The sequence below is a fragment of the Streptomyces sp. HM190 genome (assembly GCF_009857135.1).
Taxonomy (GTDB): Bacteria; Actinomycetota; Actinomycetes; order Streptomycetales; family Streptomycetaceae; genus Streptomyces; species Streptomyces heilongjiangensis.
The window spans coordinates 205,630-232,385 of sequence record NZ_CP047318.1 but is presented as its reverse complement, the minus strand read 5'-3'; the positions used below and the strand labels follow the sequence as shown (position 1 = coordinate 232,385).

Below are 26,756 nucleotides of genomic sequence, written 5' to 3'. Positions count from 1 at the left end.
TCGTCGGGGGACCACGCTCCGTGCGCCTCGCCTCCACGGTCCGGGTACCCGAGCGGAGCTGCGGAAGCCGTGCGGGCCCGGCGCGGCACCGGACCCGGCCGCGGCGCCGGCCGCGGCGCCGGCCGCGCGACCGGCACGGCGGAGGAGGACCCGACCACGTCCGGGCCCCGCGGCACCCACCGGGCCGCGCCGCACGGCACGGCGGACGAGGACCGGACCACGTCCGGGCCCCGCGGCACCGACCGGGCCGCGCCTCACGGCACGGCCGCGGGCCCGAGAGCGGCGGTTGCCGGAACGGCCCCGGACCGCACAGGATGCTGCGGTGACCCGACCCGCAGCGCCCGCCGCCGTACGCCCCTACCGCCCCGAGGACGCCGAGGCGCTCCACGACATCTGCGTCCGCACCGCCCACGTCGGCCAGGACAGCCGCCCCCACTACGCCGACCCCGACATCTTCCCGGCGATCTTCGCGACGCCCTACGCCCGACTCGAACCGGACCTGACGTTCGTCCTGGACGACGGTGGGGGCCGCGCCGTCGGCTACATCCTCGGCACCGCCGACACCCCCGCCTTCGTGGAGTGGTTCCGTACGACGTGGCTCCCCCGTGTGGCGGACCGCTTCCCCGAGCCGCCGTCCCCGCCGCGCACGCCCGACGAGGCGATCACCGAACTGCTGTACCGCCCCGAGCGCATGCTCGTCCCCGAGGTGGCCGCCTACCCCGCCCACCTGCACATCGACCTGCTCCCCGCCTGGCAGGGGCAGGGCCACGGCCGAGCCCTGATGCACATCTTCCTGAGGGCTCTTCGCGAGCGAGAGGTGAACGCCGTCCACCTCTCCATGCTGACCGCCAACACACCGGCCCGCGCCTTCTACGACCGCCTCGGCTTCCACGAGATCAAGGTCCCGGACCCCGGCCCGGTGACCTACCTGGGCCGCACACCGTGACCCTCGTCCGACGGCCGGGCCGAGGCACCGCCGGCGAGGGAGGTGGTGAGGGGCGCCCGCCACGGCGTGGCCCACCAGGACCCCGATCCGATACGCGGGACGCCCCCGCGGTCGCCGCTCGTCTCGGTGGGCGCAACCCGGCACGGGCCGCCCGCACCTGATCGCCCACCAACTCGCGTACGCCGGCCGACTCACGCCCCGCCGCTAGATCCTCCACGGTGACGGAGAACCGCTTCAGTGTCTCCATCGGTACGCCGAGCCGCCCCTCCCGCAGGTCCTCCGCGAGGTCGCTGACGAAGTCGAGCCGCTGGCCCGCCTCGATGAACGTCCGGCACCCCGCCCGGAACGCCCCGTCGTCAAAGTCCGGCCGGGCGCGCCCACCGCGATCGACCCGGCGGTTGCTACGGGATGAAGACCTCCTCAAGGCGGTCGATGGCCCCGTCGTCGCCGAGGTGGTACGTGAAGACGAGCCCCGAGTCCGGGTGCGCGTCGAGCCAGTCGAGGAACTCCTGGACGCCGATCTTCTGGTTCGTGGTGCTCTCCACGATGGGGTTGGTCACGGTGACGTACGCGGCCTGGTCCATCGGGATGTACGTCTCCTTGCCGACCGTCTCGAACGGCGCCCCGTCCGAGTCGGGGGTGCCGCAGCCCCAGTTGCCGTGCTTCACGATCAGGCTCAGGGACCCTCCCTCCGGCGTGTAGCGGTAGACCGCGATCTCGTCGGGGGAGATGGGCATCTTGTGGTCGCAGTCGTCCCCCTCGGCGGAGCCGCCCCCGCCGCCCCCGGACCCCGTCGCGGTGGCCTTGGAGGGCTTCGAGGTGACCGGGGTGCCGCCGCCCGACGTGCCGCCGCTGTCCGCACCCGAGCCCGCGTCCGCACCCGAGCCCGCGGACGCCTTCGTGCCGGAGGTGCCGCCCGCCGCCGTAGCGTCGGTCGCCCCCTTCCCGTCGCCCTTGTCGCCGGCGCCGCTCGTCGCCGTCACGCTCGGCTGCGCGTCGCCGCCGACGTCGTCCGTACTCCCGCCCCCGGAGCAACCCGTCACGCCCAGCGCCGCAGCGGCGCACACGCTCAACAGGGCCGTCCGCACGGCGCCGGGTCTGCGCCGGCTCTTCCTCGGCGTCAGGTTCATGTTCCGCCCCCCACTTCGTGGTTCGAGTGCTCGGCGAGCCTCGTCGGCTCGGGTACGAGGGACGAGTTCCAGCCATCGGCAGGTGCGTGTCCTGGCTAGATTCTGCACACCACCCGTGGACCTGCCGCAGCCGGTGGGGCTGCTCGTACAGCGACGCGCTGGAGCGGCGGCTGCTCGCCGTGCCGGACACCCGGCCCCGGCTGACCCGGTTCGGCGGCGTCGACGCGGCCCGCTCGTGCGTCGCCGCCGGTCTGGGGCTGCCCCTGCTGCCGCTGACGAGCGTGGAGGAGCACGTGCGGCAGGGCGTACCGGCCCCGGACCTCCGTGATGTGCCCGCGCGGCCGGCCCGCCATCGCAGGCGGTGGACCTCGCCGGCCGCGGAGGCTCTGGCGGAGGAGATGACCCGGCAGTGGGTCGGCGGCGGGATGCCCGGGGCGGCTCACCGCGCCACGCGGTAGCGGACGTAGACGACCTGCGCGGTGAAGGTGCGGGTGTCGACGAGTTCGAGATCCACACGCCGCTCATGCCGGGGGAAGAACGGAATGCCACCCCCGACCAGCACCGGGTAGACCCGGGCCCGGTACTCGTCGATCAGCCCCTGCTCGGCGGCCTGGGCGGCGAGCGTCGCGCCGCCGATCGCGATGTCACCGCTGCCCGGTTCGGCCCGCAGCCGCTCGATCTCCTCGGCCAGGCCGCCCGAGGCCAGACGTGCCTGGCCCTGCACCGTCGACAGCGTGGTGGAGAACACCACCTTGGGCAGCGGCTTCCAGAGCGCGGTCCACTCGCGCTGCGACGCGTCGAGCGAGGGGTCCTCGTCGGCGGTCTCCCAGTACAGCATCGTCTCGTACAGCCGCCGCCCGAGCAGGTGGACGCCGACCCCTCGGATCTCGTCGATCCAGGAACGGAAGACCTCCTCGTCGGGTGGCGTCCAGTCGAGGCCGCCGTCCGGCCCGACGATGTACCCGTCGAGCGAGACGTTCATCGAATAGGTCACTGTGCGCATCGGAAGTCCTCCTCGGTGACGCGTCCGACGGTACGACCGCTCGCCGCCGTACGCCGTACGACGCACCGCTGGATGTCGGCGCAGGGCGCCGGCGGGCCGTGCGCGCGTTCATGGCGCCAGGCGGCTCAGCGCCTGCATGGCTTCGCGTTCCGTCCGGGCGAGGTCGCGCAGTTGGGTTCCGGCCTGTTCGAGGTACTGGGTGTCGCCCGTGCGCCCGGCTCGGGCGATGAGGTCCGCGGTGTGCGTCCACAGCCCGGCTGCTTCCGAGTACAGCGCGTGCCCCGTGCGCAGGTGCGGGCTGTCGATCTGCTCGGCGCATTCGGCGAGGAAGTCGCGGTACAGGTTGCGGAAGAGGGCGCCGCCGGTACCGGCCTTCTCCATCAGCAGGGCGACCTGCGGCAGATCGCGCTCGGGGTGGTCGCTCCGCCGGAGCCATGTGGGGACCTGCTGGGCGGTTTTCTCGATGCCGCGGTGGCCCAGGTTGGCGATGGGAGGGTCGAGGAAGGCGTCGGCGCAGGCGGTGATGGCCGGGACGATCCGTTCCCGGGGCGGGGCGGCGTCCGCCGGGACGGTGAGGGTGAAGGAGCGGTGCCTGGCGGTCATCGGGCCGCGTTCGGCGCGGGCGCGGGCGAGAGCGTCCAGGCCGGTGGTCACCGCCCCGCCCTGCTGGGCCGTGTCCACGAGGTGGGCGTACTGGTCGTCGTAGCCGTACAGGGCGACGATGTGCCCGCCGAAGTGCACGCGTGAGGTGAAGTAGTCGAGGTGGTGGCTGTCGAGCTGCAGCCCCACGGGCCGGCCGGCGTCGATGGCGGCCGTCACGTCCTCCCAGGCCTTGCGGGGCGAGGTGGTCTCCTTCACCTGGAGTTCCAGCCCCAGCCTGTCCGCGAGGTTGGTGGTGAGCGCGAAGGGCTTGACACGCCCCCCGAGGAAGGGGAAGTCCATCCTCTTGCTGTCCCAGTAGATGAACGACAGCCCGGCACCGAGCCCGAAGAGCATGGCTTCCGACAGATCGAGTCCCTCGTGGCGCAGCAGCACCGCGAGTGTGGTGGTCTCGCAGTGCTGCAGGCCCCGGTCGTCGATGCCGTCGACCATGGTCATGGGGTGTGCTCCGGGGAGGCTCGGGGCGGACCGGTTCACCGGCTGTCTCGTCCGGCAGGCCACACGCTACCCGTGTCCCTCCCGGCTCCGGGCGTTCCCGGCCTCTTCCACCCTGCCCCGGATCAGGGGTGGTTGGGGATGGGGCGGCCGGGGCGAGGGCGGCGGCGATACGTCGGACGACGGCGTGAGCGGTGTGGCCGTCGGGCGTCGTGGGCCCCTCGGCGGTGGCGACGGCGGTGGCGAGATCCTGGTCGGGGAGGGCCGACGAGTCGCAGCAGGGCTGTGCCCAGGGATTCGGACCTACAGACCCCCGAGGCCGACGCCGTCGTTCCCGCTGGTCTCGCCCCCGGTTTCCTCGAATCGTTCACCCATGATCAGCATGGCGACACCGAAGATCAGCACACCGAGCAGCAGTTCGAAGAGACCGTACGCCCAGAGCACGTGATCGGCGAAGGCCAGAGCGCCCAGTGGAATCGCTGCCACGATCGTGGACACCGTCATCAGCAGCCCGATGACACGGTTCGTGTTCGCCATCCGCCTCTGGCCGGTCATGGCACCCCCCTCCCGGCGGCAGGCGCGCCCGCCGTCGCGCGGAAGTGATACCCGGCATCTCCGCGGGAAACACGCGACTCCCGGCGAACACGGTCAGGCCGAAAACCGGTTCCCGTCGCTCCCGCCCCCGCTCCTCCTCGGACATCTCCACCCCGCAGATGCTGCGCAGCCGACAGCCGGACGCAGTCCTGGTCGATCGTCCTAGCCAGGAGCCAGGAGCCAGGAGCCAGGAGCCAGGAGCCAGGACCCCGGAACGTGACCGTCGCCGTCTGTGCGTAAGCTGATCACGCGTTGCGAACGAAATGGTGAAGAGGCACGGGGGTGCATGTGCGAGCGCGCAGAAGGCTGATGGCTGCTGCTGGAACTGGGCTGCTCTCGCTGAGCGTTGCGGCCTGCGGGGCGGAAGGCTCGAAGTCCGGTGATTCCGCTGAGGGAAACAGCAAACCCGCTGCGGCGACGGTGCTGCCGATCGACTCGACGGTCCGGTCGGCGACGTGGACCGACCGGAGCGCGACGCACAGCCTGAAGGTCGCGCCCGAGCGGCTCGCACGCGGCACGGCCGCGGACCTCGACCATGTCAGGCTGGACGATGACCTCAAGGGGATGGTCCCGTACTACTTGACCATCACCTACACGAACACCGGGTCCGCGCCCCTGGCCCAGCCGGACCCGGAGTCGCACTTCACGGTCACTCTCGCGGACGGCACGCCGGGGCGGGCCGTGACGCTGTGGAACACCGACACCCTGGCCACCGCCTCCAGTCGCCCGCTCCCCGACGACTGCGGCGCGGCAGGTCCCGCCTCGGTCGCCCCCAAGGCGACGGCCACCGTGTGCCAGTTGGTGATGCTGCCCAAGGGACGGACGCCCGTCACCGTCGCGTACGCCGACGAAGCGGGCGCCACCCTGCTGTGGAAGGTGGGCGACGGCAAGGGCGACGACAACGACGGACGCCTGCTGGACGCGAGGACGAGCGCCGAATCCTCGTACAAGGATGTGACCACCAAGGGCGACGCGGTGCCCCTCCGCGTCACGCCGAAGAGCGTGGAGGCCGGCAGTCTCGAGGACCTGGGCGACTACGACCTCGGCAGCACGTCGAAGAAGCCGGTGCCGTGGTACGTCACCCTCCAGTACCGCAACCTCGGCAAGGAGAAGCTCCTGCCGGTCATGGACGACGGTGTCGGCCTGCGGACCGCCGGAGGCCGCGAGGTCCAGCCGGTGCCGCTGATCGACTTCTCCGGCGCAGGCGGGGGAGAGGGCATCGACCAGTGCAGGGGCAGCGTCCCGCACACCCGCCTCGCGCCGGGGTCCACGCTCACCCTGTGCACCATCCACCTGCTCCCCGAGGGGGACCGCCCGGCGATGGTGTCGTTCCAGGGCGAGGGCGACGGCGTCAGGACGCTGACGTGGCGGGCCGACTGAGAACTCCGTACTGCGCCGGGCGACACCGCGCGAGCGCCCCCGGGCGCGGCACTGGGCCACCGGTGGGGAGGGCGGCGTCGAAGCCGGCGTCAGTGGGTGCCCCCTCACGGCATGATGATCACGCCCTTGCCGCGGGCGTGTCCCTCCTCCACATGGCGCACGCCCGCGGGGGCGTCCTCCAACCGGTACGTCCGCTCGACGACCGGGGTGAGCCTGCCCGCCTCGATGAGCGCCGGGACGCTGAGCAGGTCCTCGTGGGTGGGTCCGGCCGGGGCGGACGGGAGGATCGGCCGGAGCCGCTGCCGGACGAACGCGTTGACCAAGCTCAACCGCAGCATGGAGCCCATCGCCCCGAACACGTGGCCGGGCGAGCCACCGCCGTTCGCGACCAGGACGCCCGTCGGCGTGAGTGCCCCGCGCAGCCGGCTCGGCGGGCGGTTGCCCACGTTGTCCAGGATCACGTCATAGTGCCCGCGCCCGGCCGTGCCAGCGCGTCCACGGCGGCGGTGAACACCCACGGCAGCCGCTGAGCGATCGGCACCAGCGACGCGCGAAACGGCGGCACCCGTGTCGCTCGCAGCAGCGCGTGGGTGAGCCACCGGTACCGCCGTGTGAGCCGGCGCCACTCCCGTTCGTAGCCCGCCACATCACCCGCGGCGACGGCCCGGACGGCCGCCTGCGCCTGCGCGAGCGCCAGCGCGATGCCCTCACCGGTCAGGGCGTCTACATAGCCCGCGGCATCCCCGACGAGCAGCACACGGCCGGCGGTGCGCGCGCTCGCGTCCTGGCGCAGCGGGCCCGCCCCCCGCACCGGCCCGGCCGGCCCCGCACCGGCCAGCCGCTCCCGCAGTCCGGGGAAGGCCGCGAGGTGGTCGTCGAAGGACCCGCGGGCGGCGGTGAGCACCGCGACGCCCACGAGGTCGTCGGCCACCGGGGTCACATACGCCTCGGCGCTCGCTGCCCAGTGCACCTCGACGCGATCGCTCCACGGGGCGAGCCGGTAATGGCGTCGCAACCCGTACCGCACCCCATGCGACGCCCCGTACGGTGATCCGCGCCCCGAGCCCTGTACCGACGCGTACTCCGTCCCGTGCGGCGAGCGGACGTGGCGAGGCCGGTCGAGTCCCAGGGACCGGCGGATCGGCGAGTGGAGGCCGTCCGCGGCGACGAGATGGGCGGCACGGGTGCCGTCGACCCGCACGCCGTCGCCGTCCTGCTCGACGCGCCGCGCGGTGCGCTGCTCGATCCGTACGCCCGCGGCGAGCACCGCCTCACGCAGCGCCGCGTGCAGTGTCGTACGACGTACGCCCCGGCCGGGGCCCGCCGCGAAGTCCGCGTCGACCCGGCGGTGTCCGGCCACGTAGCGGATACCGCGCAGGGCACGGCCGGGCGGGTCCAGGCCGAGCGCCGCCAGGGCGGTGACGGCGCCGGGCATCAGTCCCTCGCCGCACGCCTTGTCGACCGTGCCCGCGCGTTGCTCCCACACGGATACGTCGAGCCCGGCGCGGGCCGCGTGCAGTGCCGTGGCCAGGCCCGCCGGTCCTCCGCCGACGACGAGCAGGTCCATGGGCGTCTCCTTCAGGCCAGTTGCGCCAGCGCGGCGTCCTCGGTGCGGATGCGGGCGGCGAGCAGGAACCCGTTGAGCGCGGTGAAGACGACCGCCGTCACCCAGGCCGAGTGCACCAGAGGGAGCGCGACCCCCTCCGCGACGACGGCGACGTAGTTGGGATGCGGAATCCAGCGGTAAGGGCCGTCCGCCACCCGTGCGGCGCCCGGCACGACGATCACCCGGGTGTTCCACTGCCGTCCCAGGGTGGCGATGCACCACCAGCGCAGCGCCTGCGCGGCCGCCACGACGGCGAGCATGCTCCAGGCGAGGACCGCCACGGCGTCCGGCCGGCGCAGCCACACCTCCACGAGCGCGCCGACCAGCAGACCCGTGTGCAGGGCGACCATGAACGGGTAGTGCCCCCGCCCGGCCTCCACACCGCCCCGCGCGAGACTCCGCGCGGTGTTGCGCCGGGACACGACCAGCTCGGCGACCCGCTCCAGGCCGACCGCCAGGACCAGGGCCGTGAACAGGACCTCGCTGCTCACCGCGCACCTCCCGGAGCCCGCAGCAGCACGAGCTCCGAGCAGAAGCCCGGCCCCATGGCGAGCATCAGCCCGTGGGAACCCGGCAGGGGCGGACGCTCGGCCAGTGTGTCCGCCAGGACGTGCAGCACCGACGACGAGGACAGGTTGCCGATCCGGCGCAACGACTCCCAGGTCATGCCCAACGCGTCCCGCTCGACTCCGAGGGCGTCCTGCAGCGCCGTCAGCACCTTGGGCCCACCGGGGTGCGCCACGTACCAGCCGACGTCGTCACGGGTCAGCCCGTGGTCGGCGAGGAAACCGCGGACGTCCTCACCCACGTGGTGCCGCACCAGGTCGGGAACGGACGGGTCCAGCACGATCTTCAGCCCCCCGGAACCCACCTCCCAGCCCATCATGCGCTCCGAGTCGGGGTACAGGCGGCTGCGGGACGCGAGGACCTGCGGACGAGCCGGGTCGTCGGACTGCGCGAGCGCGTGTCCCGCCCCCACGGCGACCACCGCCGCGGCACCGTCCCCGAACAGCCCACCGGCCACGATGTTGGCGGCCGAGGTGTCGTTGCGCTGGAGCGTGAGCGAGCACAGCTCGACCGACATCAGCACCGCGACCCCGTCCGGGCGACCGCGCAGCAGGTCGTGCAGCCGGGCGACACCGGCCGCGCCCGCCACACAGCCCAGACCGACGAGGGGCAGGCGCACCACGTCGGGACGCAGCCCGATCTCCGCCGCGACACGGGCCTCCAGCGAGGGGACGGCCAGGCCGGTCACCGTGCACGACACCACGTAGTCGACGTCGGCCGGGGTGAGGCCCACTCCCTTGAGCGCGTCCACGACCGCGCGAGCGCCGAGTTCGACGCCGGCCCGGATGAACATGTCGTTGGACTGGCCGAAGTCCTTCAGCCGGGCGTACTCCTCCAGGGGGAGCACGGTGTGCCGGGTCTCGACACACATATTGCGGTGCATCCGTTCGACGACGCCCTGCCTGGCGAGCTCCTCGCCCAGCAGGGTGGTGGTGACCAGCTCGGTGATGTCCTCCTGCCGGTGGAGATGCTCGGGCAGGGCGCCGCGAACGCTGACGATGCGCGTGCTCATGAAGTCTCCCGTTGCTCCCGTTGCTCCCGTTGCTCCCGTTGCTGTCGTGGCGCCTGTGGCTCCTCTGGCTCCTCTGGCTCCTCTGGTTTGTGCGGCCCGTGCTGCAGCGGCCCGGCTCCTGTCGTCCCTCGGGTTCCGGGGACGTCATGGAGGGCTGCCGGGGTCATCAGCCGGCCGCCACGAGCAGGAGGACGTCGAGGAGGGCGATGGCCACCGCGGCACGGAACGGAGTCCGGGCCGGGGCGACCAGCGTGAGCAGCGCCAGGACCGTCACCAGGGTGAGGGCCGCCCACGCCCAGACCGGCGGTGTCCCCGCCGGGCCGAGTACGGCGAGCAGCGATGCGGTGGACAGCAGCACGGCGGCAAGGACGCGTGAACGGCCTTCACCCAGCCGGTGGGGGAGGCCGCGGACACCGGTCCGTTCGTCGTCGGTGAGATCGGGCAGCGTGTTGAGCAGGTGCGCCGCGACCCCGAGGGCGGCGCTCGCGCCGGCCATCCACAGCGGCGCCCAGCCCAGGGCGGGGTCGGCGAGGGTGACGACCGACGGCAACGTCCCGAACGCGCAGGCGTACGGCGCCCAGGACCACACGGTCGCCTTGAGCCCCAGGTTGTAGGCGTGACCCGCGCCGGTGGCGAGGGTGGCGTTGAGCAGCGCGCTGCGCCAGCCGGCGAGCGCGGACAGCACGATGCAGGCACCTGCTGCCACGACCAGGGCCCCCACCACCCGGCCGGCCGGGAGGACCCCGGTGGCCAGCGGCTTGTCGGCGCGACCGACGGCGCGGTCGCGACGGAGGTCCAGCAGGTCGTTGCCCCAGCCGATCGTGAGCTGACCGGTGAACACCGCCGCGGTGACGGCGAAGGCGTCGAACGGGCGCAGCCCGGCACGCAGGGCGAGCAGCGCCGTGACAGCGGTGACCGCGAGAGCGGGCCCGCCGTGGGCAGCGACGAGCAGCGCGGGCACGGACGACGATCCGGGGCGTGCCGGAACCGCACGGGCGGTCACGGGCATCGCAGCACCCCGACCGGGCCGGCACACGTGATCACCAGGGACATACAGGATCGCTGCCACGCCACCCGCCCGCTCACACGAGGCGGTCCGGCATTCGGCGGACGGCCCCGCCGTACGCCGCCACCTGTTTTCTCGGCGACGACGACGCAGAATAGGACCATGCAGAGGGACGTCCTCACTGTCTCGGGTGTGCGGGACAGACTCGGCAAAGCACTCTTCCGGCGCGTCGCGGGGCCGGACGGTCCGGCGAACCGGGCACGCATCCACAACACGCCGGGTCCGCGCTGGTTCGGCCCGGAGCGGCCCATCCGCGTCGTGCACGGCGACGCCTCGATGTTCATCGGCGGACTGCGGGCCCTGCTGCTGCAGTCCCTGCACCCGCTGCCCATGGCCGCCGTGGCCGCCCACTCCGGATATCGCGGCGACCCCTGGGGACGGCTGCAACGCACCAGTACGTTCCTGGCCGTGACGACCTTCGGAACCGCCGACGACGCCCGCAGCGCCGTCGAACGGGTCCGCGCGATCCACGACCGGGTCACGGGGACGACGCCGCAGGGCGAGCACTACCGTGCCTCGGACCCTCACCTGCTGGAATGGGTCCACATCACCGAGACGGACAGCTTCCTGCGCGCCCACGAACGGTTCGGGGCACAGCCCCTGTCGTCCGCCGGCTACGACGCCTATGTGGCGGACACGGCGAAGGTGGCGACGGCCCTCGGAGTACCGGACCCGCCCCGCACACGGGCCGAACTCGACTCACGTCTGGCCGCGTACCGTCCGGAGCTGCGGGCGACCCCGGAGAGCCGGGCGGCGGCGCGCTTCCTGCTCGTCCACCCACCGCTGCCGCTCCCCGCCCGGCCCGCCTACGCCCTGCTCGCCGCCAACGCCGTGACATCCCTGCCCGACTGGGCCCGCACGCTGCTGGGCCTCCCTCGTCTCCCGGTGGTCGAGAGCGTCGCGATTCCCCTCACGGGCCATGCCCTGACGAGGGCCATCAGGTGGAGCATGCGGCCCCCGACCTAGGGTGTGTGTCGAAAGTGGATCTTGAACGTGAGATGATCTTGCTTCGTGGCACGTGGAGATCTGACGGACGCGCAATGGGCGGTGCTGGAACCGCTGTTGCCGAAGGGCAAGAAGCCCGGACGGCCGCCGACGTGGGCCAGGCGGCAGCTGATCGACGGCATACGGTTCCGGGTCCGTACTGGCGTTCCGTGGCGGGACCTGCCCGCCGAGTACGGGCCGTGGGGCCGGGCGTACGACTTGTTCCGGCGGTGGCAGCGGGACGGCACCTGGCATCGGATCTTCACCGCGCTCCAGGCCCGGGCCGACGCGAAAGAGCTGATCACCTGGGACATCAACGTCGACTCCACGGTGTGTCGGGCCCACCAGCACGCCGCCGGGGCAAGGAAAAAGGGGAGCTGCAGAAGGAGCCGCCCGGCGGCGTCGGCGTCGAGCCCGACGACCACGGCCTCGGCCGCTCGCGCGGTGGCCTGACCACCAAGCTGCACCTGGCCGTCGAACAAGGCCAGAAGCCCATGTCCATCGTGATCACGGCCGGCCAGCGGGGCGACTCCCCGCAGTTCGAGCCTGTCCTGAACAAGATCCGCGTCCCGCGTCTTGGCCCAGGCAGGCCGCGCACCCGGCCCGATCGTGTGCGCGCCGACAAGGCGTACGCCTCCCGGAAGAACCGCGCTTACCTGCGGCAGCGCAGGATCCGCTGCACCATCCCGGACAAGGCCGACCAGGCCCGCAACCGCAAGAAACGCGGCTCGCGCGGCGGCCGACCGCCGAAGTTCGACCCGCAGGACTACAAGGCTCGGCACGCGGTCGAGTGCGGCATCAACCGCCTCAAAAGGCACCGGGCCGTGGCCACGAGGTACGACAAGCTCGCGGTCCGCTACGAGGCGACCGTCCTCGTAGCGGCCATCAATGAATGGCTGTGACCAGCACATTCGATACACGCCCTAGTGCCGCGTCAGGCAACGTTTGCCCGTCGCGGCACTAGCATGTGGCTTCGCCGCTACCCCGCCCCGGACGCCACCCCCTCGTCAGAAACGGGTACGCCCAGACGCTCGGCGACCGTGGTGAGGGCCGCTCCCAGCGGGAGGGCGACCCGGGTGACGGCGTGCCGGTCACCCCGAGTGGCGTCCCGGTTGACGATCAGTACGGGCGTTCCCGCCTCGGCTGCCTGGCGCACGAACCGGAGCCCGGACATCACCGTCAGCGAGGAGCCCAGAACCAGCAGGCAGGCCGCCCGGCGGACCAGAGAGCGGCAGTGCTCGACCCGCCGAGGCGGAACGGCCTCCCCGAAGAACACCACGTCCGGCTTGAGGATGCCGCCGCAGTCGGCGCACGGCACGACACGGAAGTCCCCGACCTGTTCGTCGCCGAGGTCGGCGTCGCCGTCCGGGTTGATCCCGGCGGCCACCGGCGCGAAGCCCGCGTTGGCCTCCTCCAGCCGCCGGGCGAGTGCGCGGCGCGCAGTGAACGTGCCGCAGGACAGGCAGACGACCCGGTCCAGGCTTCCGTGCAGTTCCACGACGTCCTCGCTGCCGGCGGACTGGTGCAGACCGTCGACGTTCTGGGTGATCACCCCCGCGAGCAGGCCGTGCCGCTCGAACGCGGCCACGGCACGGTGCCCCGCGTTGGGTCGGGCGCGGCCGAAGGTGCGCCAGCCGAGGTGGCTGCGCGCCCAGTACCGGCGCCGCGCCTGCGCGCTCGCCGTGAAGTCCTGGTAGGTCATCGGGGTGTGCCGGCTCAGGCTGCCGCCCTCGCCGCGGTAGTCGGGGATGCCCGACTCGGTGGAGAGGCCCGCCCCGCTGAGCACCAGCACACCGCCGGAACCCAGGGCGTCGGCGACGGGTCCGAGATCCGTGGTGCCCGGCGGAAGGTCGTCGGTGGGAGACCAGCTCAGGGTGGGGCGCATGCGCATGCCGCCCAGGGTACGGAACACGCCGCCGCCCACGTCTCGGGCGTTGCCCTTCGGATCGGCTGCGGGCCCGTGCCGATCGCCTGGTCGTGAACCGCACACGGGCAGGAACCGCCCACCCCTGCCTCGTCGTCTAGTGCGCTGACTGTGCGCGAAGAGGACCGTGGGGGACGTTGTGGCGCGGAACGTGACAAGGACCGGTCTTGTGGTGATGGCCCTGCTGACGGTGCTCGGGGCCTCGGCCTGCGGCGGCGGGGCCGGTGCGGCGGGCGAGGGGAACCGCGGGACGCCCCGCACGGGGGGCTCCCCGGCACACACCGGGGACGGGGTGCCGTCCGGCGCGGCCTCGACCTCGCCCGACATCGAGGGAAAGTCGTCCGGGCTCGCGCGGACCGCGGCGTCACCCCTGACCCGTCAGGTGCCGTGGAACCTGGACATCCTGGACCAGCGCGCGCGGCCCCTGAACGGCAGGCTCACCACCAAGGCCACGGGCAAGGGCGTGCACGTCTATGTGATCGACACGGGGATGGACATCTCCCACACGGAGTTCGGCCGACGCGCCCACCGCGGCGCCGACTTCGTCGGTCCGAAGGACTCGGGTGACTGCTTCAGCGAGGAGGGCGTCGGACACGGCACGTTCGTCGCGGGCGTCATCGGCGGGGCGAAGTACGGCGTGGCTCCCCAGGCGGAACTCGTCAGGGTCCAGGGCATCCCGTGCGAGAGCGACGGCGGCGTCTCCCCGGCGGCGGCCGAGGCGGCCCTGGTGAAGTCGGTCAAGTGGGTCACCGCCCACGCCCAGAAGCCCGCGGTGGTGAACATGTCCCTGAACCTGGACCGCCGGTCGGCGGCCCTGGACGCCGCGGTGAGGAAGATGGTCGACGCGGGCATCCCGACGGTGGTGTCGGCCGGCAACTTCCGCGACGACGCCTGCAAGCACTCCCCGTCCGGTGTCCCCGGCACGATCGTCGTCGCGGCCTCCACGTCGAAGGACCGGGTCTGGAACGACACCGCCTCCCACGGATCGGGCTACGGACGGTGCGTGGACCTGTACGCCCCCGGCCAGAAGATCACCGCCGCACTCGCCGGCGGCGGCACGGTCACCGAGGAGTACGGCGCGACGTCCTGGGCCGCGCCGCACGCGACCGGCGTGCTCGCGCTTTACCTGTCGGCGCACCCCCGCGCCTCGGCCGCCGAGGCACACGTCTGGCTCGACCGTACGGCCACCCGTCGCGTCCTGCGCGGCGTCCGCGCCGACACCCCCAACCGGCTGCTCAACACCGGCGGCATCTGACCCGCCACGGCCGTCGCCGGTCCGTGGAACTGCCCACGACACGGACGGATCGCTCCAACGGCAGGTCAGGGGCGCGGCACTGTGGTCGGGGAAACACGAGTGGGTGAAGCTGCTGTTCGCCGCGCCGCCCATGCCGCCGGAGCCCAGACGGCCCGTCACATCGTACGGTCCCACCCGCTCGGCATCGACTCCGTACCGGAGCGGTTCCACCACGCCGCACCCTCCCCCGACCGACCGTCGACGTCCCTCAGACCGGCGGTGCTGCCGAACCGGCTCACCAGCAGAGCCGGAGACGCATTCTGACAATCCACCCCCGCCCATCACGGGGCATGCGGTGGCGCGAAGCGGCGCATGGAGACCGATGAGCGCTCCCGTGGCGGCACCGACGGCGACCTCCCACAGAACAACCCACCGCGGCGGTGCCCGTACTGGTCGTGCTCGACGGCTGGTTCGGCCACGGTGGAGAAGGCCACCGTGCCGTACGGTCCGGCCCGGCGCGGCGTCGGACCCGGGGCGGGCGGATGGCGATCGCGCGTCGTCGTGTCCGCCGCGGGCCGTTCGACGCTTCCCTACTGCCGTGGCGCGTGCGTGTGTGTGCTGCTCGTCCGTCAGGACGGGACGATCCGCCACCGCTTCTGCGGGCTTGCGTCGTACACCGACTGGTCGATGTTGGCGCCGTCGCTCGTGGATGCCGCGCTGACGTCGAGTGCCAGTCCGCTGAAGCGGTTGACGATCAGATAGGAGTCGTCGCCGACGGGGGTGACGGCCCAGTGCTGCTGGGGGACGTTGTCGTCCGACCAGATGGCGACGTTGCCGCCGTCGGCCCTGGACAGTCCGCCGACTTCGAGGAGCTTGCCGCTGGCGACGCTGCGGATCTTGAAGTAGCCGTCACCGGTGCTGACGAAGGTCCACTTCTGGGTGGCGCTGTTCTTCCAGGTCCACTGCAGGACGTTGGTGCCGTCGGCGGTGCCCGCGTCCTGCACGTCGGCGACCTTGCCGCTGTGCCGGGCGACGAGCCGGCAGGGGGCGCCGGCTGCGGGCAGTGGGCGGGAGACCAGTTCGGGTCCGGCGGTCCGGCCGCCGATCCGCAGGCCCCCGATGTTGGCGTACCCGCCGGTCGCGGCGGTGACCTGGATCCGCACGAAGCCCACGTTCCTGGCCGGCCACTCCGCCAGTTTGAGGGTGCGGTCGCCGGCCCAGGTGCCGCCGGCGGCCTGCGTGAAGGTGACGCCGTCGGTACTGGTCGAGATCGTGTACGAGGTGATGTCGCCGTCGGTGGAGTTGGTGCGGTTCCACTGCTTGGGGAGGTACTCGAGGCTGGACACGTTGCTCCAGACGCCGCCGAGGTCGATGGTGATCGACTGGGGCAGCGGCAGGTTCCAGGTGGACCAGCAGGTCTCGAAGCCGCGGTCGCTGAGGCCGTCGATGGCGTGGAGCGGGCCCTCGCCGGTGTGGAAGGCGGTGGCGTAGGCGTTCACCGGTGTGACCGGGTGCTCGACCCGCAAGGGCTGGGCGGGCAGCGGGCGTCTGGAGGTGTCCGGGCTCCACGCGGCGCCGACCTCCGCGAGCCGGTTCACGATGTTGGTGTCGAGTACGCCGTTGCGGTTGGGCGGGCAGTTCAGGATGAACGAGGTGTACTTCGGTTCGAGATCGGCGAGGTGGGAGAGGATCGCCGACTTGCTCATGAGGCTCTCGGCCGGGGTGGCGGGATGCCAGAACCAGCCGTTGCTGATGGTCTGTCCCTGCAGGGCGGCGTAGGTGTTGCCGGCGGGCGCGGTGACGCCGAGCGGCTCCTCGTAGTAGATGGCGTCGCCGAGGAACGGCACGGACAGGGCGCCGTGGTCGATCATGACGATGTCCGGCTGAAACGACTTCACGTGCTCGCGGACGAGCTGGTACGAGACGGCCTGCTGGCCCATCTGCCAGGCCCATCCGTCCGTGATGAACATGTCGATGGTGCCGTAGTCGGTCAGCAGCTCGGTGATCTGGCCCAGGATGTAGGGGAGATCGGACGGCTGGACGGCCTCGTCGCTGCCGACCCCGTGGCGGGGGTCGTACGCCTCGACGCTGTGCGTGCGGTCCCAGATGGAGAAGTAGAGGCCGATTCTCAGGCCCTTGGCGCGGAACGCGTCGACGTACTGGCCGACGATGTCGTGCCGGTAGCCGCTGGAGGACACGTTCTGGGTGCCGTACGCGGTCGGCCACAGGCAGAAGCCGTCGTGGTGCTTGGTCGTCAGCACGCCGTAGCTCATGTTCGCCGCGGCTGCCGCGGCTGCCCACTGGGCGCAGTCCACGGCGGTGGGGGCGAACAGTGCCGGGTTCTGGTGCGGTGCCGCCCACTCCTCGTTGGTGAAGGTGCCGAGGTTGAAGTGGTTGAACATCCCGAAACGCAGGTCGGCCAGTCTGCCCAGGTTGTCCTGGGGCGTCGCGGCGGCGGCCCGGTTCGGGGACACCGGTCCGGGGACCACGGGCAGTGCGGTGGCCACGGCGGCACCGCCGGCCACACCCATGAAGCGTCTGCGGGACAGTCGATCCGACACTCGTCACTCCCAGGTGATTGAGTCGCGGCCGGCGGGGGGCACCGCAAGCGGGCCCGGACGAGGGGCAGGGAGCGCCGACGCACGGGAACAGAGAGAGGGGAGGGGTTGCTGTTCCTTATGAATCTCACCTGCGAGCCGGAACGGTCAATCCCCGTGCAGGGATGAATCAGATCAACTGCCATGACCATTGGCCGCATTGAGGCTTTTCATCGAGCAAGAGGCGGATGAGACATCACATGTATCGCGCTGGTGTCCGTGTCCGTGTCCCCGCGCGCGCCGTCGCCGGTCAGTGGCCGTCCGTGCGCGTGACCGGGCCGCCCCCGGAACGGTGGCAGCCGCCGGGCCGTGGCCGGCTGTAGCCCGGCATCGGGGAGCCAGGGAACGGCACCGCTTCGGCACACGCGACATCGGCCTGTTCGTGGGGAGGCTGGGTGTGCATCTCACGCAGACCCGCCCCGTGCCGTACTGATCGCGGGGTCGGCAACTGGTGTCAGCCGCCGGACGGCTGGGCGGTTCGCCGACTGCGGTTCCCTCCTGGGCCGCTCCTCGGTCGGCGCGCCTCCTACCCCGCCGGTGGGCGGCTCGCTGTCTGACGACAGTGAGCCGCCGCGTTCCACCCGGTGTCGTCTGCCTCTCATCGGGCCGACGCCGTTCCGCGCACCTACTGACACCGGGGTTCCTCGGTTCCCGGCCGCAGCATCCCGTTCCCGGACAGGCGGAAACGAAGGGCGCCCGCGGGATCACGGCCGGCGGCCACGGTCCGGCATGGTGCGGGCGGGCAGGTCGGATACGGGTGCCCAGGGCATCACCCGTGCGAGGTCGCGGCGTATGCGTTCGGCTTCACCGCGCACCTGGGCGGGGATGTCACCACGCTCGTCGACGAGGCGGCTGAAGATGGGAGTCTCTTGGAACACGCGGGATCTTGCTCTCTTTCACTTTCCGGCCGACGATGCGGGGCCGGTGAGGTGGCTCACGGCTGCGGGCTGCGGCCGAGGACAGGCCACCTGCAGTGCACTCTACGGCCGGGTACTGACATTGATCTTGCCTCCGACCTTCGTCGCGCACCTGGGCGGCAGCCGAACCGCTGGTGCGCTCTGCGGGGGGAGCGGCATCGCACCGCAGAACCCTCGTCCGCCGGCGGCGACCCAACGAAAAGCCGTCGGCTGCCGATCCGGAGTCAGGCGTAGCGGTCGAGAAGGGCCTGGACGTATCCCTCCAGCCGCCTGGTCAGCACCGTGGGGGTCAGATCGGTACGGCCCACCTCGCGCCAGGGAACGGCGACCTTCTCGGCGTCCGGAGCGAAGGCCAACGCGTCGAGCAGCCGCCAGTAGAGGTGAACGGCGCGGTCTTCGGCCAGTGTGCCTCCCGCGGCGACGTAGCGGTCGGCGAAGTGCATGCCCGCGGGAATGCCGTGCAGGAGGGCCAGGGCCGTCGAGCAGTGGGCCACGTCCAGGTCAGCCGGACCCCAGGAAGTCTCCACCCAGTCGACGACGCCGCTGATCCGCAGACCGTCGCCGTCGCCCGTGAAGAGGACATTGCCGGGATGGAAGTCCCGGTGCAGGAAGCAGCCCCGGTAGCCCGGGGGCTCGCGACGGATCACGTCCACGGCCCGTTGCCACAGCTCAGGCCGCTCGGTGTCGTCGGGCGGGCTCACTCGCTCGGGAGACGTCCACGCCTGATAGGTGCGAGGACGTGCCTCTGCGCTCACCGGCAGCCGATGGAGACTCAGCAACTGACGAGCCAGCAGTTCGGCACGCAGATCGGCCCCTTCATCGTCCAGGCGCACGCTCCCGGGCAGGAGGGACATCAGCAAGGAGGGATGATCGCAGTGCTGCGCCGTCGCGTCCACGGCCACAAGCGTGGCGGCGGGCACGTCCGTGTCGCCGAGCAGGCGCAGAACAGCTGCCTCGCGGGTCAGCAGGCCCTCCGCGTGCCGAGCGAAGAAGGGTTTGACGAAGGACCGCAGGACCAGTGACCGGCGACCGCCCGGCCCACGGACGTCCAGACGGCGCATCTCCGACGTCCACCCGCCTCGCAACCGTACGACCTCTTCGACGCGCTCTGCCTCGGACAGCCCCTTCTCCACCCAGGCACGCGTCGCACCCCGGCCCTGACCCCCGAGGCCGGCACCGATGAGCCCGGCCCCTTCCTCCGTAACCATGGAGGCAGGCTATCCACTTCACCGACCAACGCATCCCCTGGCCACCCCGCCCACCATTCCTGAGGCGGTCCCGTGGGACTCGTCGCGGCGACAGCCAAGGCTTTCCCGTGCAAGTTCCCCGGGAGGCCCTGGAGCGACAACGCGCGCGCATCGCCGACTCGTCTTCGCGCGCCCATGTCAGCGGTGTCTCTGCGCCGACGAACGGGTCCGGTCAAAGGGGCGCCAACAACTCAACTGTGCCCCCGCCAGAGGAAACGACCTGTGCGCCTCCAAGGCACCGCTTTACCCAGGTGCCTCCCACCAGCACGATCTTCTACCTGTGCCAGGGCTGCTGAGCACGGGGGATCCGCGATGAGTATGTACTTCGACATCGGCGACGAGACGCTGTGGAACCCTTCCAACAGTGCCGGCCGCCTCTTCCTGCGGCAGGTCGAGGCCTTCGAGGCCGAACTCGAACTGGCCTCGGGAATCGGCCACGGCGAGCATGGGGGCGACCCGGACACCGTCGAGGTGGATCCGGCCGCGAACGCGCAGTTCGCATGGATGGCCCGCTGAGCCGGTGCACCCACCACCGCCCCTTCACGACCCAACACCCTGATTGTGGTGCCGACACGGCCGTGCCTGGCCCTACCACAAGAGCTCCGCCTGGCAGCAGGCATGGGCCGACCCTCGGCGCGACCGGCGAACATCGGCGGTACCAGGCAGAAGGGCAGCACCACCTACAACCCGCTCCACGACCGCACCGGCTCCCTGCACACCGGGTTCACCCACAAGGTCACCACCACACTTTCTCTCAGCCACCCCAAGAAGGCGACCTCTGTCTCCCTCAAGGACGCACTCACCGACAAGCAGGGCGACACCTGCCGGGTCACCATCGTGAAGGCGTACCTCCTCGGGTGGCCGCCCTACCTGCCAGCACGGACAGCGTGTCCCGCCCGGGCGAACCCACCGGGCGGGACACGCTCACCGCGACTGCCGCGGGAATGGGGGGCACCTGACCCGGGCCTGCTGAGAAGCGGCCTGGAACGACGTCGCGGCGTCCACGCCGTGTCCGCAGCGGTTCCGCGAGGACGGCGTGCGGATCGCGTGTGACCGCGAGCCCGGCGTCGCGCCGTGACGACGGCGGGCCGATGGCCTGGTCCCACCGTCGGCCACGGCCTCCGACTGGCCCGGCGGGCTCACCGGCGCACCGTGTTCCGCCCGCGGGAGCCGTTCCCGTTCTCCTTCGTCCCAGCGCCTCTTGTTGGACATCTGACCTGTGTGACAGGGTGGTTCATGCTCAGCACACCTCGTAACCGGCCCATCGGTTCGCACGGGTTTTGGGGTTGCCCGCGTATCCCGCGAGGCGGTCGCGCGGCACGCCCAGGCGGTCACCACCGCGAGGCCCCTCCCTCCGCACGGTCACAGCCAGGTCCGCGCTGCCGCTGTTCCCGTAACAGCCCCGGATGAGGCCCCCAGCACGCCTGGGAGAAGGAAAGCCCTCTGTGTCCTCCACTCACCCGTATCCCGCAAGCACGGCCCCCGACCCCGAGACCGCTCCGGGGATGTCGGACGACGCCGTCGTCGCCGCGCTGAGGATGTCCCGGACCATCGAGGGCACCACTCCGGTCGCTGCGCTGATCGCGCGACATGGGCCGGCGGTCTCCGACTTCGCTGAGATCTGCGCTTCCGGGTCTCCCGCCGTCGCGCGAGCGCTCGCCTCCACGGCGTTCCGTCATGTGGTGCAGCAACTCCGGGCAACCGGGTCCACCGACGCCCTGCGCCCTCGCCTTCTCGTGACCGTGCGGGACTCCGCGCGAGCGCGGTCACTGACCGGCAACGTCCCGGGTCCGTCGTACGACCAGGCCGGGACCGCCGACAGCGCCGCACCCCCCGTACATCCGGTCGCCGCCAACCGGCACCTGACCCACGTCTCCTTCCTGCGACTCCCGAGGACCACGCAGTACGTTCTGTGGCACATGGACGTGGAGGCCGAACCGTCTGCCGTCCTCGCGGCCCTGCTCGGCATCGAAGGGGACGTACCGCCCTACGAGTTGAACCGGGCGCGGGAGCAGTTGCGTTCGGCGATCCTGCGGACGCATGTCGAGAACTCGGCGGGGAGAGAGTGCCGGGACTACAGCCGCCTTCTTGACGCACCCGCACGCGGTGCCGGTTCCGCGCTGCCCGAGGTGCAACTGCATCTGGATCAGTGCCCCTACTGCCGACACGCCGCCGAACAGCTCAGGCTCTGCGCCGAGAACCCCGGCGTGCTGCTGGCGGAAGCACTCCTCGGCGAGAGCGCTCACCCCTATCTGGCGGCGTGCCGGGCGCGCCCTTCGCGCACGGCATCCGCTGCCGCGGCCGCCACCGAAGCCGACGCCGGTCCCACGCCCACCCGGCAGACGCCACCAGGGCCGGCAGGAAAGCGACGGCCTCGTGCCACCCGCAGAGGCACGATGATCTTCGTCGTCTGCGTCTCCGCCGGTGCGGCCGCTGTCGCGGCCGCACTCCTCGTGAGCGGTACGTCCTCGCAGAACACCGCACCGCCGCCACAGTCGCGGCAGCCCACGCCCACCACGCCCACGCCGTCGCCCTCGTCCCCGGTGGCCTCGACCGCCCTGCCTGTCTCCCCCGAGAGCGGCAGACTGCGCAACGCCGGCGCCGACCTGTGCATGGACGTCCGTGGGACGCCGCCCGCACGTGGCGCCGAGGTCACGCTGTCGACCTGCTCAAGCGCCAGTACCCAGCGGTGGACGTACCTCGAGGACGGTCTCCTGAGCAACCTCGCGGAACCGGATCTGTGCCTGGACGCCGGAGGGGACGACGAGGTGCTGGATCTGGAGTCCTGCGACGCCTCGGGCGAGGTCTCCTTCGGTCTGCGCTTCGAGTTGAGCCCCGAAGGGGAACTACGCACCCAGGACGAGGGGAGCCTCGTGATCGCCCCCGCCTCGCCCGAGCCCGACACCATTCTGGTGCTGAGCCCCCGCAACGGACAGGCGGAACAGAGGTGGCTGGTCGAGCCGGTCTCCGGGAGGTCCACGGCCGGGTCCGGGACATGAGGCTCCGTGGAACCGGTTTCGCTCCGAACTCATGCCCGAAGGCGGTCGGAGCGTGTCTTCCGGCTGGGTGACTCGGCTGGTCGGGTGTGCTGAAGCGTCACCCCGACCGTGGCTGTTCGACGACGAGTCGTGGGCGCGCTACGGCTTGGCTCTGACCAGCCCGGTGTCGTACGCCGTGATGACGGCCTGGATGCGGTCGCGGGCGCCGATCTTGGCGAGGACGCGGCCGACGTGCTTCTTGACGGTGGATTCGGTCAGGACGAGGCGTTCGGCGATCTCGGTGTTGGTCCAGCCCTGACCGATGGCGAGGAGGACTTCGCGTTCGCGGTCGGTGAGGGTGCGGAGCCGGGGGTCCTCGGCGGGTGAGGTGTCGGCGGGTGCCAGGACCTGGTGGGTGTACGCGTCCAGGAGGCGGCGGGTGAGGCGGGGGGCGACGACGGCGTCGCCGGTGGCGACCGCGTGGATGCCGGCGACGAGTTCCTCGGGGCGGGCGTCCTTGAGGAGGAAGCCGCTGGCTCCGGCGCGCAGGCCTTCGTAGGCGTACTCGTCGAGGTCGAAGGTGGTGACGATGAGGACGCGCGTGCGGCCACCGGCGGCGTTGATGCGGCGGGTGGCCTCGATGCCGTCCATGCCGGGCATGCGGATGTCCATGAGGACGACGTCGGGGCGGAGTTCGGCGGCCATGCGCACGGCCTCGGCGCCGTGTCCGGCCTCGCCGACCGGCGTCAGTCCGGGGGTGCCCTCCAGGAGCATGCGCACGCCCATGCGTTGCAAGGGCTGGTCGTCGGCGATGAGGACGGTGGTCATGGCTGATGATCTCCCGGGGGTACGTTGAGCACGACGTCGACGAGCCAGCCCTGACCGGTGGAGGGCGGGCCGAGGGTGACGGTGCCGCCGTACATGGCGGCCCGCTGGCGGATGCCGACGAGACCGTGCCCGGCGCCGCCGGACGGCGCCCCGGCGGCGGGTACGCCGGTGTCGGCGACCCTGACGCGCACGGTGCCGGCGTCCTTGGCGAGGGTGACGTCGGCGGTGGAGCCCGGGCCCGCGTGTTTGAGGGTGTTGGTGAGGGCTTCCTGGACGATGCGGTACACGGTGAGCTGGATACCGCTGCCGAGAGCGTCGAGGTCACCTGTGGTCCGGTAGGTCACGGGCAGCCCCGCCGCGCGTACACGGGCCAGCAAGGGGTCCAGGTCGTGGATGCCGGGCTGCGGGCCGAGCGGCCGTTCGTCCTCCTCGTGTCCCCGCTCCTCGCGCAGCACGCCCAGGACGCGCCGGAGTTCGCTCATCGCCTGACGGCCGGTGTCGGCGAGGATGCGCAAGGGCTCGGCGGACCCCTCGCCGCGGTTGGTGGCGAGGGCGGCGGCGCCGTCGGCGACGCTGACCATGACGGAGAGGTTGTGGCCGACGATGTCGTGCATCTCGCGGGCGATGCGGGCGCGTTCGGCGGCGGTGGTGAGGCGGATGCGCTGGTCGTGCTCGACCTCCAGACGCGCGGCCCGGTCCTCCAGCGCCGCCAGGTAGAGGCGGCGGATCCGCAGCGTCAGGCCGACGGCGACGGCCGCCGTCGCCGTGCCCAGCATGAAGAAGAGCCCGAGGAACGGCTGCTCGATGGGGGCCAGCAGCCAGACCGCCAGGGTCATCTCGGCCGTGGTCACGGCGGCGGCCCAGCCGAGCGCGCGCAGTGAGCCGTGCAGGGCCAGGCTGTAGAGGGCGATGAGCGCGGCCAAGCCGGTCTGCTGCCACACCCCCAGCGACCACTGGGCCAGCAACACCGCGGCGATCACCCAGTACGTGACGGCCGGGGTCCGACGGCGCCACCACAGCGGTACGGCGAGTGCGACGGCGAAGGCGATCAGCACAGGGGTCGGCAACCCGGTCCCGTTCGTGACGGCTCCGAAGGGGCCGTGGCGGCTGTCGGAGAGCAGGTCGGGGAGGCTGGACAGGGCGACGACGAGGGCGACCGCGGTGTCGAGCAGCCACGGATGCCGCTGGTCCAGTCGGCGCCGCGCGCCCTGACCGCGCAGGATACGGCCCAGGAGGGGGTGCGCCCAGGCGTCGGCGAGTCCGGGGGACGGCGCGGTGGCCGTCCCCCGGGCGGCGGTCGCGGGGGTCTGTGTCATGATCCCCCATGCTCTCGCACCGCGGCTCAGGCGTCGCTCTTGCGGAGCCGCCAGGCGGCTGCGGCGAGGGTGAGGGCCACCCACCCGGCGAAGACGGCGAGTCCCGCCCCGGGGGAGAGGGCGTCGGAGGACTGGTGCAGGGTGTACATCGCCGAGCCCGCGTTGCTGGGGAAGTAGGGGCTGACGGTGTCGTAGAGGGACTCGGGCAGCAGGGAGGCCAGGCCCGGCAGGATGAGCAGGACACCGACCAGGACCGCGATCGCCCCGGCGCTGGACCGCAGCAGCACGCCCAGGGCCACCCCCGCCACGGCGACGAGGGCGAGGTAGAGGCCGGCACCGGCCAGGCTGCGCAGCACTCCGTCGTCGCCCAGGGACAGGGCGATCCTCTCGCCGTCCAGGCCCAGGGTCCCCAGCTGGAACGCGGCCAGGGCGCCCAGCGTGGCCAGAACGAGGGTGATGGGGCCGATCACCGCGGCCTTGGACCACAGCACGGGCAGGCGGCGGGGGACCGCGGTGAGGGTGGAGCGGATCATGCCGGTGGTGTACTCGCCGGCCGACAACAGGACCCCGAGCACACCGAGGGCCAGCGACGCGAAGGTCACCCCGAGCAGGGCGAGGCTGACCGCGTCCTGCTCGCCGGAGCCGGGTCCGGGCGGCCCGCCCTGCGCGGTGGCATCGGGGCTGTAGGTGGCGGAGGCGATCGCACCGAGGGCGACCAGCAGCACCACGGCGACGCCGAGAGTGATCCAACTGGAGCGCAGCGACCAGAACTTGGCCCACTCCGCGCGCAGCACCCGCGGGCCGGTGACCTTGTAGGCCCGGGTGCCGGCCCGGGTGGGGGAGAGTTCGGTGACGGTCATCAGGCGGCCTTTCGCTCGGCCTCGACAGGGTGGCTCTGGTACTCGACGACGTCCCTGGTCAGGTCCATGAACGCCGCCTCCAACGAGACGGTTTGCGGGGTGAGTTCGTACAACGCGACCCCGTGCTCGGCCGCGATCCGGCCGATCTGCCGGGCGTCGCGTCCGGTGACCAGGAGCTCCTCGGCGGACGAGGAGGAGATCGTCACGTCCGGGCCCGCCAGCAACGAACGCAGCCTGCCGGCCTCGGCGCTGGCGACCTTGACGCCCCCGCCGCTCGCCTCCCGGGTGAAGTCGTCGACGGTGGTGTCCGCGAGAAGCCTGCCGCGGCCGATGATCACCAGGTGGTCGGCGATCATGGCCGTCTCGCTCATCAGATGCGAGGAGAGCATCACCGCCCGGCCCTCGTCGGCCAGCGAGCGCAGCAGCTTGCGCACCCACAACACGCCCTCGGGATCGAGGCCGTTGACGGGCTCGTCGAGCATGACGATCGCGGGGTCGCCGAGCAGGGCCGCCGCGATGCCGAGCCGCTGGCCCATGCCGAGGGAGAAGGCCCCGACGCGCTTGCCGGCCACGCTGGTCAGGCCGGCCAGTTCGATGACCTCGTCGACCCGGCGGCGCGGGATGCCGTGGGTGTACGCGAGCGCCATCAGGTGGTGGAAGGCGCTGCGGCCCGGGTGGACGGACTTGGCCTCCAGCAGACTGCCGATCTCGTGCAGCGGGGCTGTGTGCTGCGCGTACGACCTGCCGTTCACCGTGACCGAGCCCCCGGTGGGGGCGTCCAGCCCGACGATCATGCGCATGGTCGTGGACTTGCCGGCACCGTTGGGACCGAGGAAGCCGGTGACCTCACCCGGCTTGACGGTGAAGCTCAACGCGTCGACGACGGTCTTGTCGCCGTACCGCTTGGTCAGTTCACGTGCTTCGATCACGGGGGTGGGCCTTTCACGTCGGACGAGGCCGGGCGAACGCCCCGACCTCTGCACTCGACGTTAGAAGCGCGGCCGACCCGATCCCTGGGACCGAGGGAGGCACTTCGGCGCCCGAGTGGGACCGCGGTACCACTCGGCGCCGACCACCGATACACCTCAGGTATGACGGCGCCGCACACTGCAGCCGGTGTCCCGCCACGGCTGCCGCCGTACGACCCGGGCCGGGCGACCCAGCCACCTCGCGGTGCCGTGCGGGTGCCGGGGCGGCACCTTCCTGGATGGCCTGGACCTGGCGGGCCACGCCTGCGGCCGCGCAGGAGCCGGAGCGCTCATGCGACGACGGCGAGCCGGCGCTCCTCGTCCTCGTCCAACGGATGAGCGCTCCCGCAGAGGTGTTGCGTCATCGCCAGGTGCGCCCGTACGGCGGGCCGGCAGCGACCGGGGCGGTGGCGCCATGAGCCGCAGCATCGTGCCACCGTGGGCTGTCCGACCCCGGGCGCGCCGGTGGTCGGCCCACGTCCATTACGTCCAGGAGGAGTTGGG

The 26,756-nt window shown here is 72.1% G+C and carries 26 protein-coding genes; 8 read left to right on the top strand and 18 right to left on the bottom strand.

Features of this window, described 5'->3' with window-relative positions; all coding sequences use genetic code 11:
- The first annotated feature begins 322 nt into the window (after window positions 1–322).
- Window positions 323–946 carry a GNAT family N-acetyltransferase gene (locus GSY65_RS00830; RefSeq protein ID WP_159765316.1) on the top strand — a complete coding sequence of 208 codons (624 nt, stop codon included), beginning with the start codon at window positions 323–325 and terminating at the stop codon, window positions 944–946.
- On the opposite strand, the gene GSY65_RS34435 is transcribed toward GSY65_RS00830, so the two are convergent.
- On the bottom strand, window positions 897–1,370 hold the full coding sequence (locus GSY65_RS34435) for a squalene/phytoene synthase family protein (protein ID WP_159765314.1): 474 nt from the start codon (window positions 1,368–1,370) through the stop codon (window positions 897–899). The genes GSY65_RS00830 and GSY65_RS34435 overlap by 50 nt on opposite strands.
- Window positions 1,348–2,076 carry a hypothetical protein gene (locus tag GSY65_RS00820; protein ID WP_159765312.1) on the bottom strand — a complete coding sequence of 243 codons (729 nt, stop codon included), beginning with the start codon at window positions 2,074–2,076 and terminating at the stop codon, window positions 1,348–1,350. Before GSY65_RS00820 ends, GSY65_RS34435 begins: the two co-directional genes overlap by 23 nt.
- An 86-nt stretch (window positions 2,077–2,162) precedes the next feature.
- On the opposite strand from GSY65_RS00820, the gene GSY65_RS00815 reads away from it, so the two are divergent.
- A complete protein-coding gene (locus tag GSY65_RS00815) occupies window positions 2,163–2,534 on the top strand; it encodes a LysR substrate-binding domain-containing protein (RefSeq protein ID WP_443043186.1) in 372 nt (123 codons plus the stop codon).
- Here the strand turns inward: GSY65_RS00815 and GSY65_RS00810 are convergent.
- From GSY65_RS00810 to GSY65_RS00800, 3 genes are all read right to left on the bottom strand, one after another.
- Entirely contained in the window at window positions 2,516–3,079 is a 564-nt protein-coding gene (locus tag GSY65_RS00810; protein WP_159765308.1) for a dihydrofolate reductase family protein, read from the bottom strand. The genes GSY65_RS00815 and GSY65_RS00810 overlap by 19 nt on opposite strands.
- A gap of 108 nt (window positions 3,080–3,187) precedes the next feature.
- Window positions 3,188–4,177 carry a BtrH N-terminal domain-containing protein gene (locus GSY65_RS00805; protein WP_159765306.1) on the bottom strand — a complete coding sequence of 330 codons (990 nt, stop codon included), beginning with the start codon at window positions 4,175–4,177 and terminating at the stop codon, window positions 3,188–3,190.
- A gap of 300 nt (window positions 4,178–4,477) precedes the next feature.
- Window positions 4,478–4,729 (bottom strand): hypothetical protein, encoded by a 252-nt coding sequence (locus GSY65_RS00800; protein ID WP_159765304.1) that lies wholly within the window; start codon window positions 4,727–4,729, stop codon window positions 4,478–4,480.
- A gap of 459 nt (window positions 4,730–5,188) precedes the next feature.
- On the opposite strand from GSY65_RS00800, the gene GSY65_RS00795 reads away from it, so the two are divergent.
- Window positions 5,189–6,148: a hypothetical protein gene (locus tag GSY65_RS00795; RefSeq protein ID WP_159765302.1), complete on the top strand. Its 960-nt coding sequence runs from the start codon at window positions 5,189–5,191 to the stop codon at window positions 6,146–6,148.
- Window positions 6,149–6,252: 104 nt separating this feature from the next.
- Here the strand turns inward: GSY65_RS00795 and GSY65_RS00790 are convergent, their stop codons facing one another.
- From GSY65_RS00790 to GSY65_RS00770, 5 genes are all read right to left on the bottom strand, one after another.
- Window positions 6,253–6,609, bottom strand: a complete 357-nt coding sequence (locus tag GSY65_RS00790) for a zinc-binding dehydrogenase (protein WP_159765300.1) — start codon at window positions 6,607–6,609, stop codon at window positions 6,253–6,255.
- Window positions 6,606–7,715 carry an NAD(P)/FAD-dependent oxidoreductase gene (locus GSY65_RS00785; protein ID WP_159765298.1) on the bottom strand — a complete coding sequence of 370 codons (1,110 nt, stop codon included), beginning with the start codon at window positions 7,713–7,715 and terminating at the stop codon, window positions 6,606–6,608. The genes GSY65_RS00790 and GSY65_RS00785 overlap by 4 nt, the downstream gene beginning before the upstream one ends.
- A gap of 11 nt (window positions 7,716–7,726) precedes the next feature.
- Window positions 7,727–8,245, bottom strand: a complete 519-nt coding sequence (locus GSY65_RS00780) for an isoprenylcysteine carboxyl methyltransferase family protein (RefSeq protein WP_159765296.1) — start codon at window positions 8,243–8,245, stop codon at window positions 7,727–7,729.
- The gene (locus GSY65_RS00775; RefSeq protein WP_159765294.1) at window positions 8,242–9,333 is read right to left on the bottom strand and encodes a type III polyketide synthase; all 1,092 of its coding nucleotides are present in this window, start codon (window positions 9,331–9,333) and stop codon (window positions 8,242–8,244) included. The genes GSY65_RS00780 and GSY65_RS00775 overlap by 4 nt, the downstream gene beginning before the upstream one ends.
- Before the next feature lie 166 nt (window positions 9,334–9,499).
- On the bottom strand, window positions 9,500–10,342 hold the full coding sequence (locus GSY65_RS00770; protein ID WP_159765292.1) for a UbiA family prenyltransferase: 843 nt from the start codon (window positions 10,340–10,342) through the stop codon (window positions 9,500–9,502).
- Between the two features lie 159 nt (window positions 10,343–10,501).
- On the opposite strand from GSY65_RS00770, the gene GSY65_RS00765 reads away from it, so the two are divergent.
- Window positions 10,502–11,365, top strand: coding sequence for an oxygenase MpaB family protein (locus GSY65_RS00765; protein WP_159765290.1), 864 nt, complete (start codon window positions 10,502–10,504; stop codon window positions 11,363–11,365).
- A 45-nt stretch (window positions 11,366–11,410) separates the two neighbouring features.
- Window positions 11,411–12,285, top strand: a protein-coding gene (locus GSY65_RS00760) for an IS5 family transposase (RefSeq protein WP_443043178.1) whose coding sequence is annotated in 2 segments (ribosomal slippage) — window positions 11,411–11,800 and window positions 11,803–12,285 — 873 coding nt in all. Because the reading frame shifts where the segments join, the coding sequence is not laid out codon by codon here.
- A 77-nt stretch (window positions 12,286–12,362) separates the two neighbouring features.
- Here the strand turns inward: GSY65_RS00760 and GSY65_RS00755 are convergent.
- Window positions 12,363–13,274 (bottom strand): NAD-dependent protein deacetylase, encoded by a 912-nt coding sequence (locus tag GSY65_RS00755; RefSeq protein ID WP_159765288.1) that lies wholly within the window; start codon window positions 13,272–13,274, stop codon window positions 12,363–12,365.
- Between the two features lie 208 nt (window positions 13,275–13,482).
- Here GSY65_RS00755 and GSY65_RS00750 point away from each other — a divergent pair, with 208 nt between their 5' ends.
- Entirely contained in the window at window positions 13,483–14,562 is a 1,080-nt protein-coding gene (locus GSY65_RS00750) for a S8 family peptidase (RefSeq protein ID WP_236579644.1), read from the top strand.
- A 608-nt stretch (window positions 14,563–15,170) separates the two neighbouring features.
- Here GSY65_RS00750 and GSY65_RS00745 read toward each other — a convergent pair.
- The 3 genes from GSY65_RS00745 to GSY65_RS00740 form a co-directional block, all read right to left on the bottom strand.
- Entirely contained in the window at window positions 15,171–17,072 is a 1,902-nt protein-coding gene (locus tag GSY65_RS00745; protein ID WP_159775483.1) for an alpha-L-fucosidase, read from the bottom strand.
- A 770-nt stretch (window positions 17,073–17,842) separates the two neighbouring features.
- A complete protein-coding gene (locus GSY65_RS33175) occupies window positions 17,843–18,016 on the bottom strand; it encodes a hypothetical protein (RefSeq protein ID WP_201452423.1) in 174 nt (57 codons plus the stop codon).
- 263 nt (window positions 18,017–18,279) lie between these two features.
- Window positions 18,280–19,263 carry a phosphotransferase family protein gene (locus GSY65_RS00740; RefSeq protein ID WP_159765284.1) on the bottom strand — a complete coding sequence of 328 codons (984 nt, stop codon included), beginning with the start codon at window positions 19,261–19,263 and terminating at the stop codon, window positions 18,280–18,282.
- 351 nt (window positions 19,264–19,614) lie between these two features.
- Between GSY65_RS00740 and GSY65_RS00735 the strand changes: the two genes are divergently transcribed.
- Window positions 19,615–19,818, top strand: coding sequence for a DUF6086 family protein (locus GSY65_RS00735; RefSeq protein ID WP_159765282.1), 204 nt, complete (start codon window positions 19,615–19,617; stop codon window positions 19,816–19,818).
- A 929-nt stretch (window positions 19,819–20,747) separates the two neighbouring features.
- On the top strand, window positions 20,748–22,301 hold the full coding sequence (locus tag GSY65_RS00730; protein ID WP_159765280.1) for an RICIN domain-containing protein: 1,554 nt from the start codon (window positions 20,748–20,750) through the stop codon (window positions 22,299–22,301).
- A 138-nt stretch (window positions 22,302–22,439) separates the two neighbouring features.
- On the opposite strand, the gene GSY65_RS00725 is transcribed toward GSY65_RS00730, so the two are convergent.
- Genes GSY65_RS00725 through GSY65_RS00710 form a run of 4 tightly spaced genes read right to left on the bottom strand, consistent with a single transcriptional unit; the run spans window position 22,440 to window position 26,213 of the window.
- A complete protein-coding gene (locus GSY65_RS00725) occupies window positions 22,440–23,108 on the bottom strand; it encodes a response regulator (protein ID WP_159765278.1) in 669 nt (222 codons plus the stop codon).
- A complete protein-coding gene (locus GSY65_RS00720; RefSeq protein WP_159765276.1) occupies window positions 23,105–24,424 on the bottom strand; it encodes a sensor histidine kinase in 1,320 nt (439 codons plus the stop codon). The genes GSY65_RS00725 and GSY65_RS00720 overlap by 4 nt, the downstream gene beginning before the upstream one ends.
- Window positions 24,425–24,450: 26 nt before the next feature.
- A complete protein-coding gene (locus tag GSY65_RS00715; protein ID WP_159765274.1) occupies window positions 24,451–25,284 on the bottom strand; it encodes an ABC transporter permease in 834 nt (277 codons plus the stop codon).
- On the bottom strand, window positions 25,284–26,213 hold the full coding sequence (locus GSY65_RS00710) for an ABC transporter ATP-binding protein (RefSeq protein ID WP_159765272.1): 930 nt from the start codon (window positions 26,211–26,213) through the stop codon (window positions 25,284–25,286). The genes GSY65_RS00715 and GSY65_RS00710 overlap by 1 nt, the downstream gene beginning before the upstream one ends.
- Window positions 26,214–26,756 lie beyond the last annotated feature (543 nt).

Bases quoted from the DNA above. Each gene is read 5' to 3' on its own strand.
- GSY65_RS00735 (WP_159765282.1), top strand. From the start codon at position 19,615: ATGAGTATGTACTTCGACATCGGCGACGAGACGCTGTGGAACCCTTCC.
- GSY65_RS00805 (WP_159765306.1), bottom strand. From the start codon at position 4,177: ATGACCATGGTCGACGGCATCGACGACCGGGGCCTGCAGCACTGCGAG.
- GSY65_RS00745 (WP_159775483.1), bottom strand. From the start codon at position 17,072: ATGGGTGTGGCCGGCGGTGCCGCCGTGGCCACCGCACTGCCCGTGGTC.
- GSY65_RS00785 (WP_159765298.1), bottom strand. From the start codon at position 7,715: ATGGACCTGCTCGTCGTCGGCGGAGGACCGGCGGGCCTGGCCACGGCA.
- GSY65_RS00715 (WP_159765274.1), bottom strand. From the start codon at position 25,284: ATGACCGTCACCGAACTCTCCCCCACCCGGGCCGGCACCCGGGCCTAC.
- GSY65_RS00810 (WP_159765308.1), bottom strand. From the start codon at position 3,079: ATGCGCACAGTGACCTATTCGATGAACGTCTCGCTCGACGGGTACATC.
- GSY65_RS00770 (WP_159765292.1), bottom strand. From the start codon at position 10,342: ATGCCCGTGACCGCCCGTGCGGTTCCGGCACGCCCCGGATCGTCGTCC.
- GSY65_RS00750 (WP_236579644.1), top strand. From the start codon at position 13,483: ATGGCCCTGCTGACGGTGCTCGGGGCCTCGGCCTGCGGCGGCGGGGCC.
- GSY65_RS00775 (WP_159765294.1), bottom strand. From the start codon at position 9,333: ATGAGCACGCGCATCGTCAGCGTTCGCGGCGCCCTGCCCGAGCATCTC.
- GSY65_RS00820 (WP_159765312.1), bottom strand. From the start codon at position 2,076: ATGAACCTGACGCCGAGGAAGAGCCGGCGCAGACCCGGCGCCGTGCGG.
- GSY65_RS00720 (WP_159765276.1), bottom strand. From the start codon at position 24,424: ATGACACAGACCCCCGCGACCGCCGCCCGGGGGACGGCCACCGCGCCG.
- GSY65_RS00740 (WP_159765284.1), bottom strand. From the start codon at position 19,263: ATGGTTACGGAGGAAGGGGCCGGGCTCATCGGTGCCGGCCTCGGGGGT.
- GSY65_RS00755 (WP_159765288.1), bottom strand. From the start codon at position 13,274: ATGCGCATGCGCCCCACCCTGAGCTGGTCTCCCACCGACGACCTTCCG.
- GSY65_RS00765 (WP_159765290.1), top strand. From the start codon at position 10,502: ATGCAGAGGGACGTCCTCACTGTCTCGGGTGTGCGGGACAGACTCGGC.
- GSY65_RS00725 (WP_159765278.1), bottom strand. From the start codon at position 23,108: ATGACCACCGTCCTCATCGCCGACGACCAGCCCTTGCAACGCATGGGC.
- GSY65_RS00800 (WP_159765304.1), bottom strand. From the start codon at position 4,729: ATGACCGGCCAGAGGCGGATGGCGAACACGAACCGTGTCATCGGGCTG.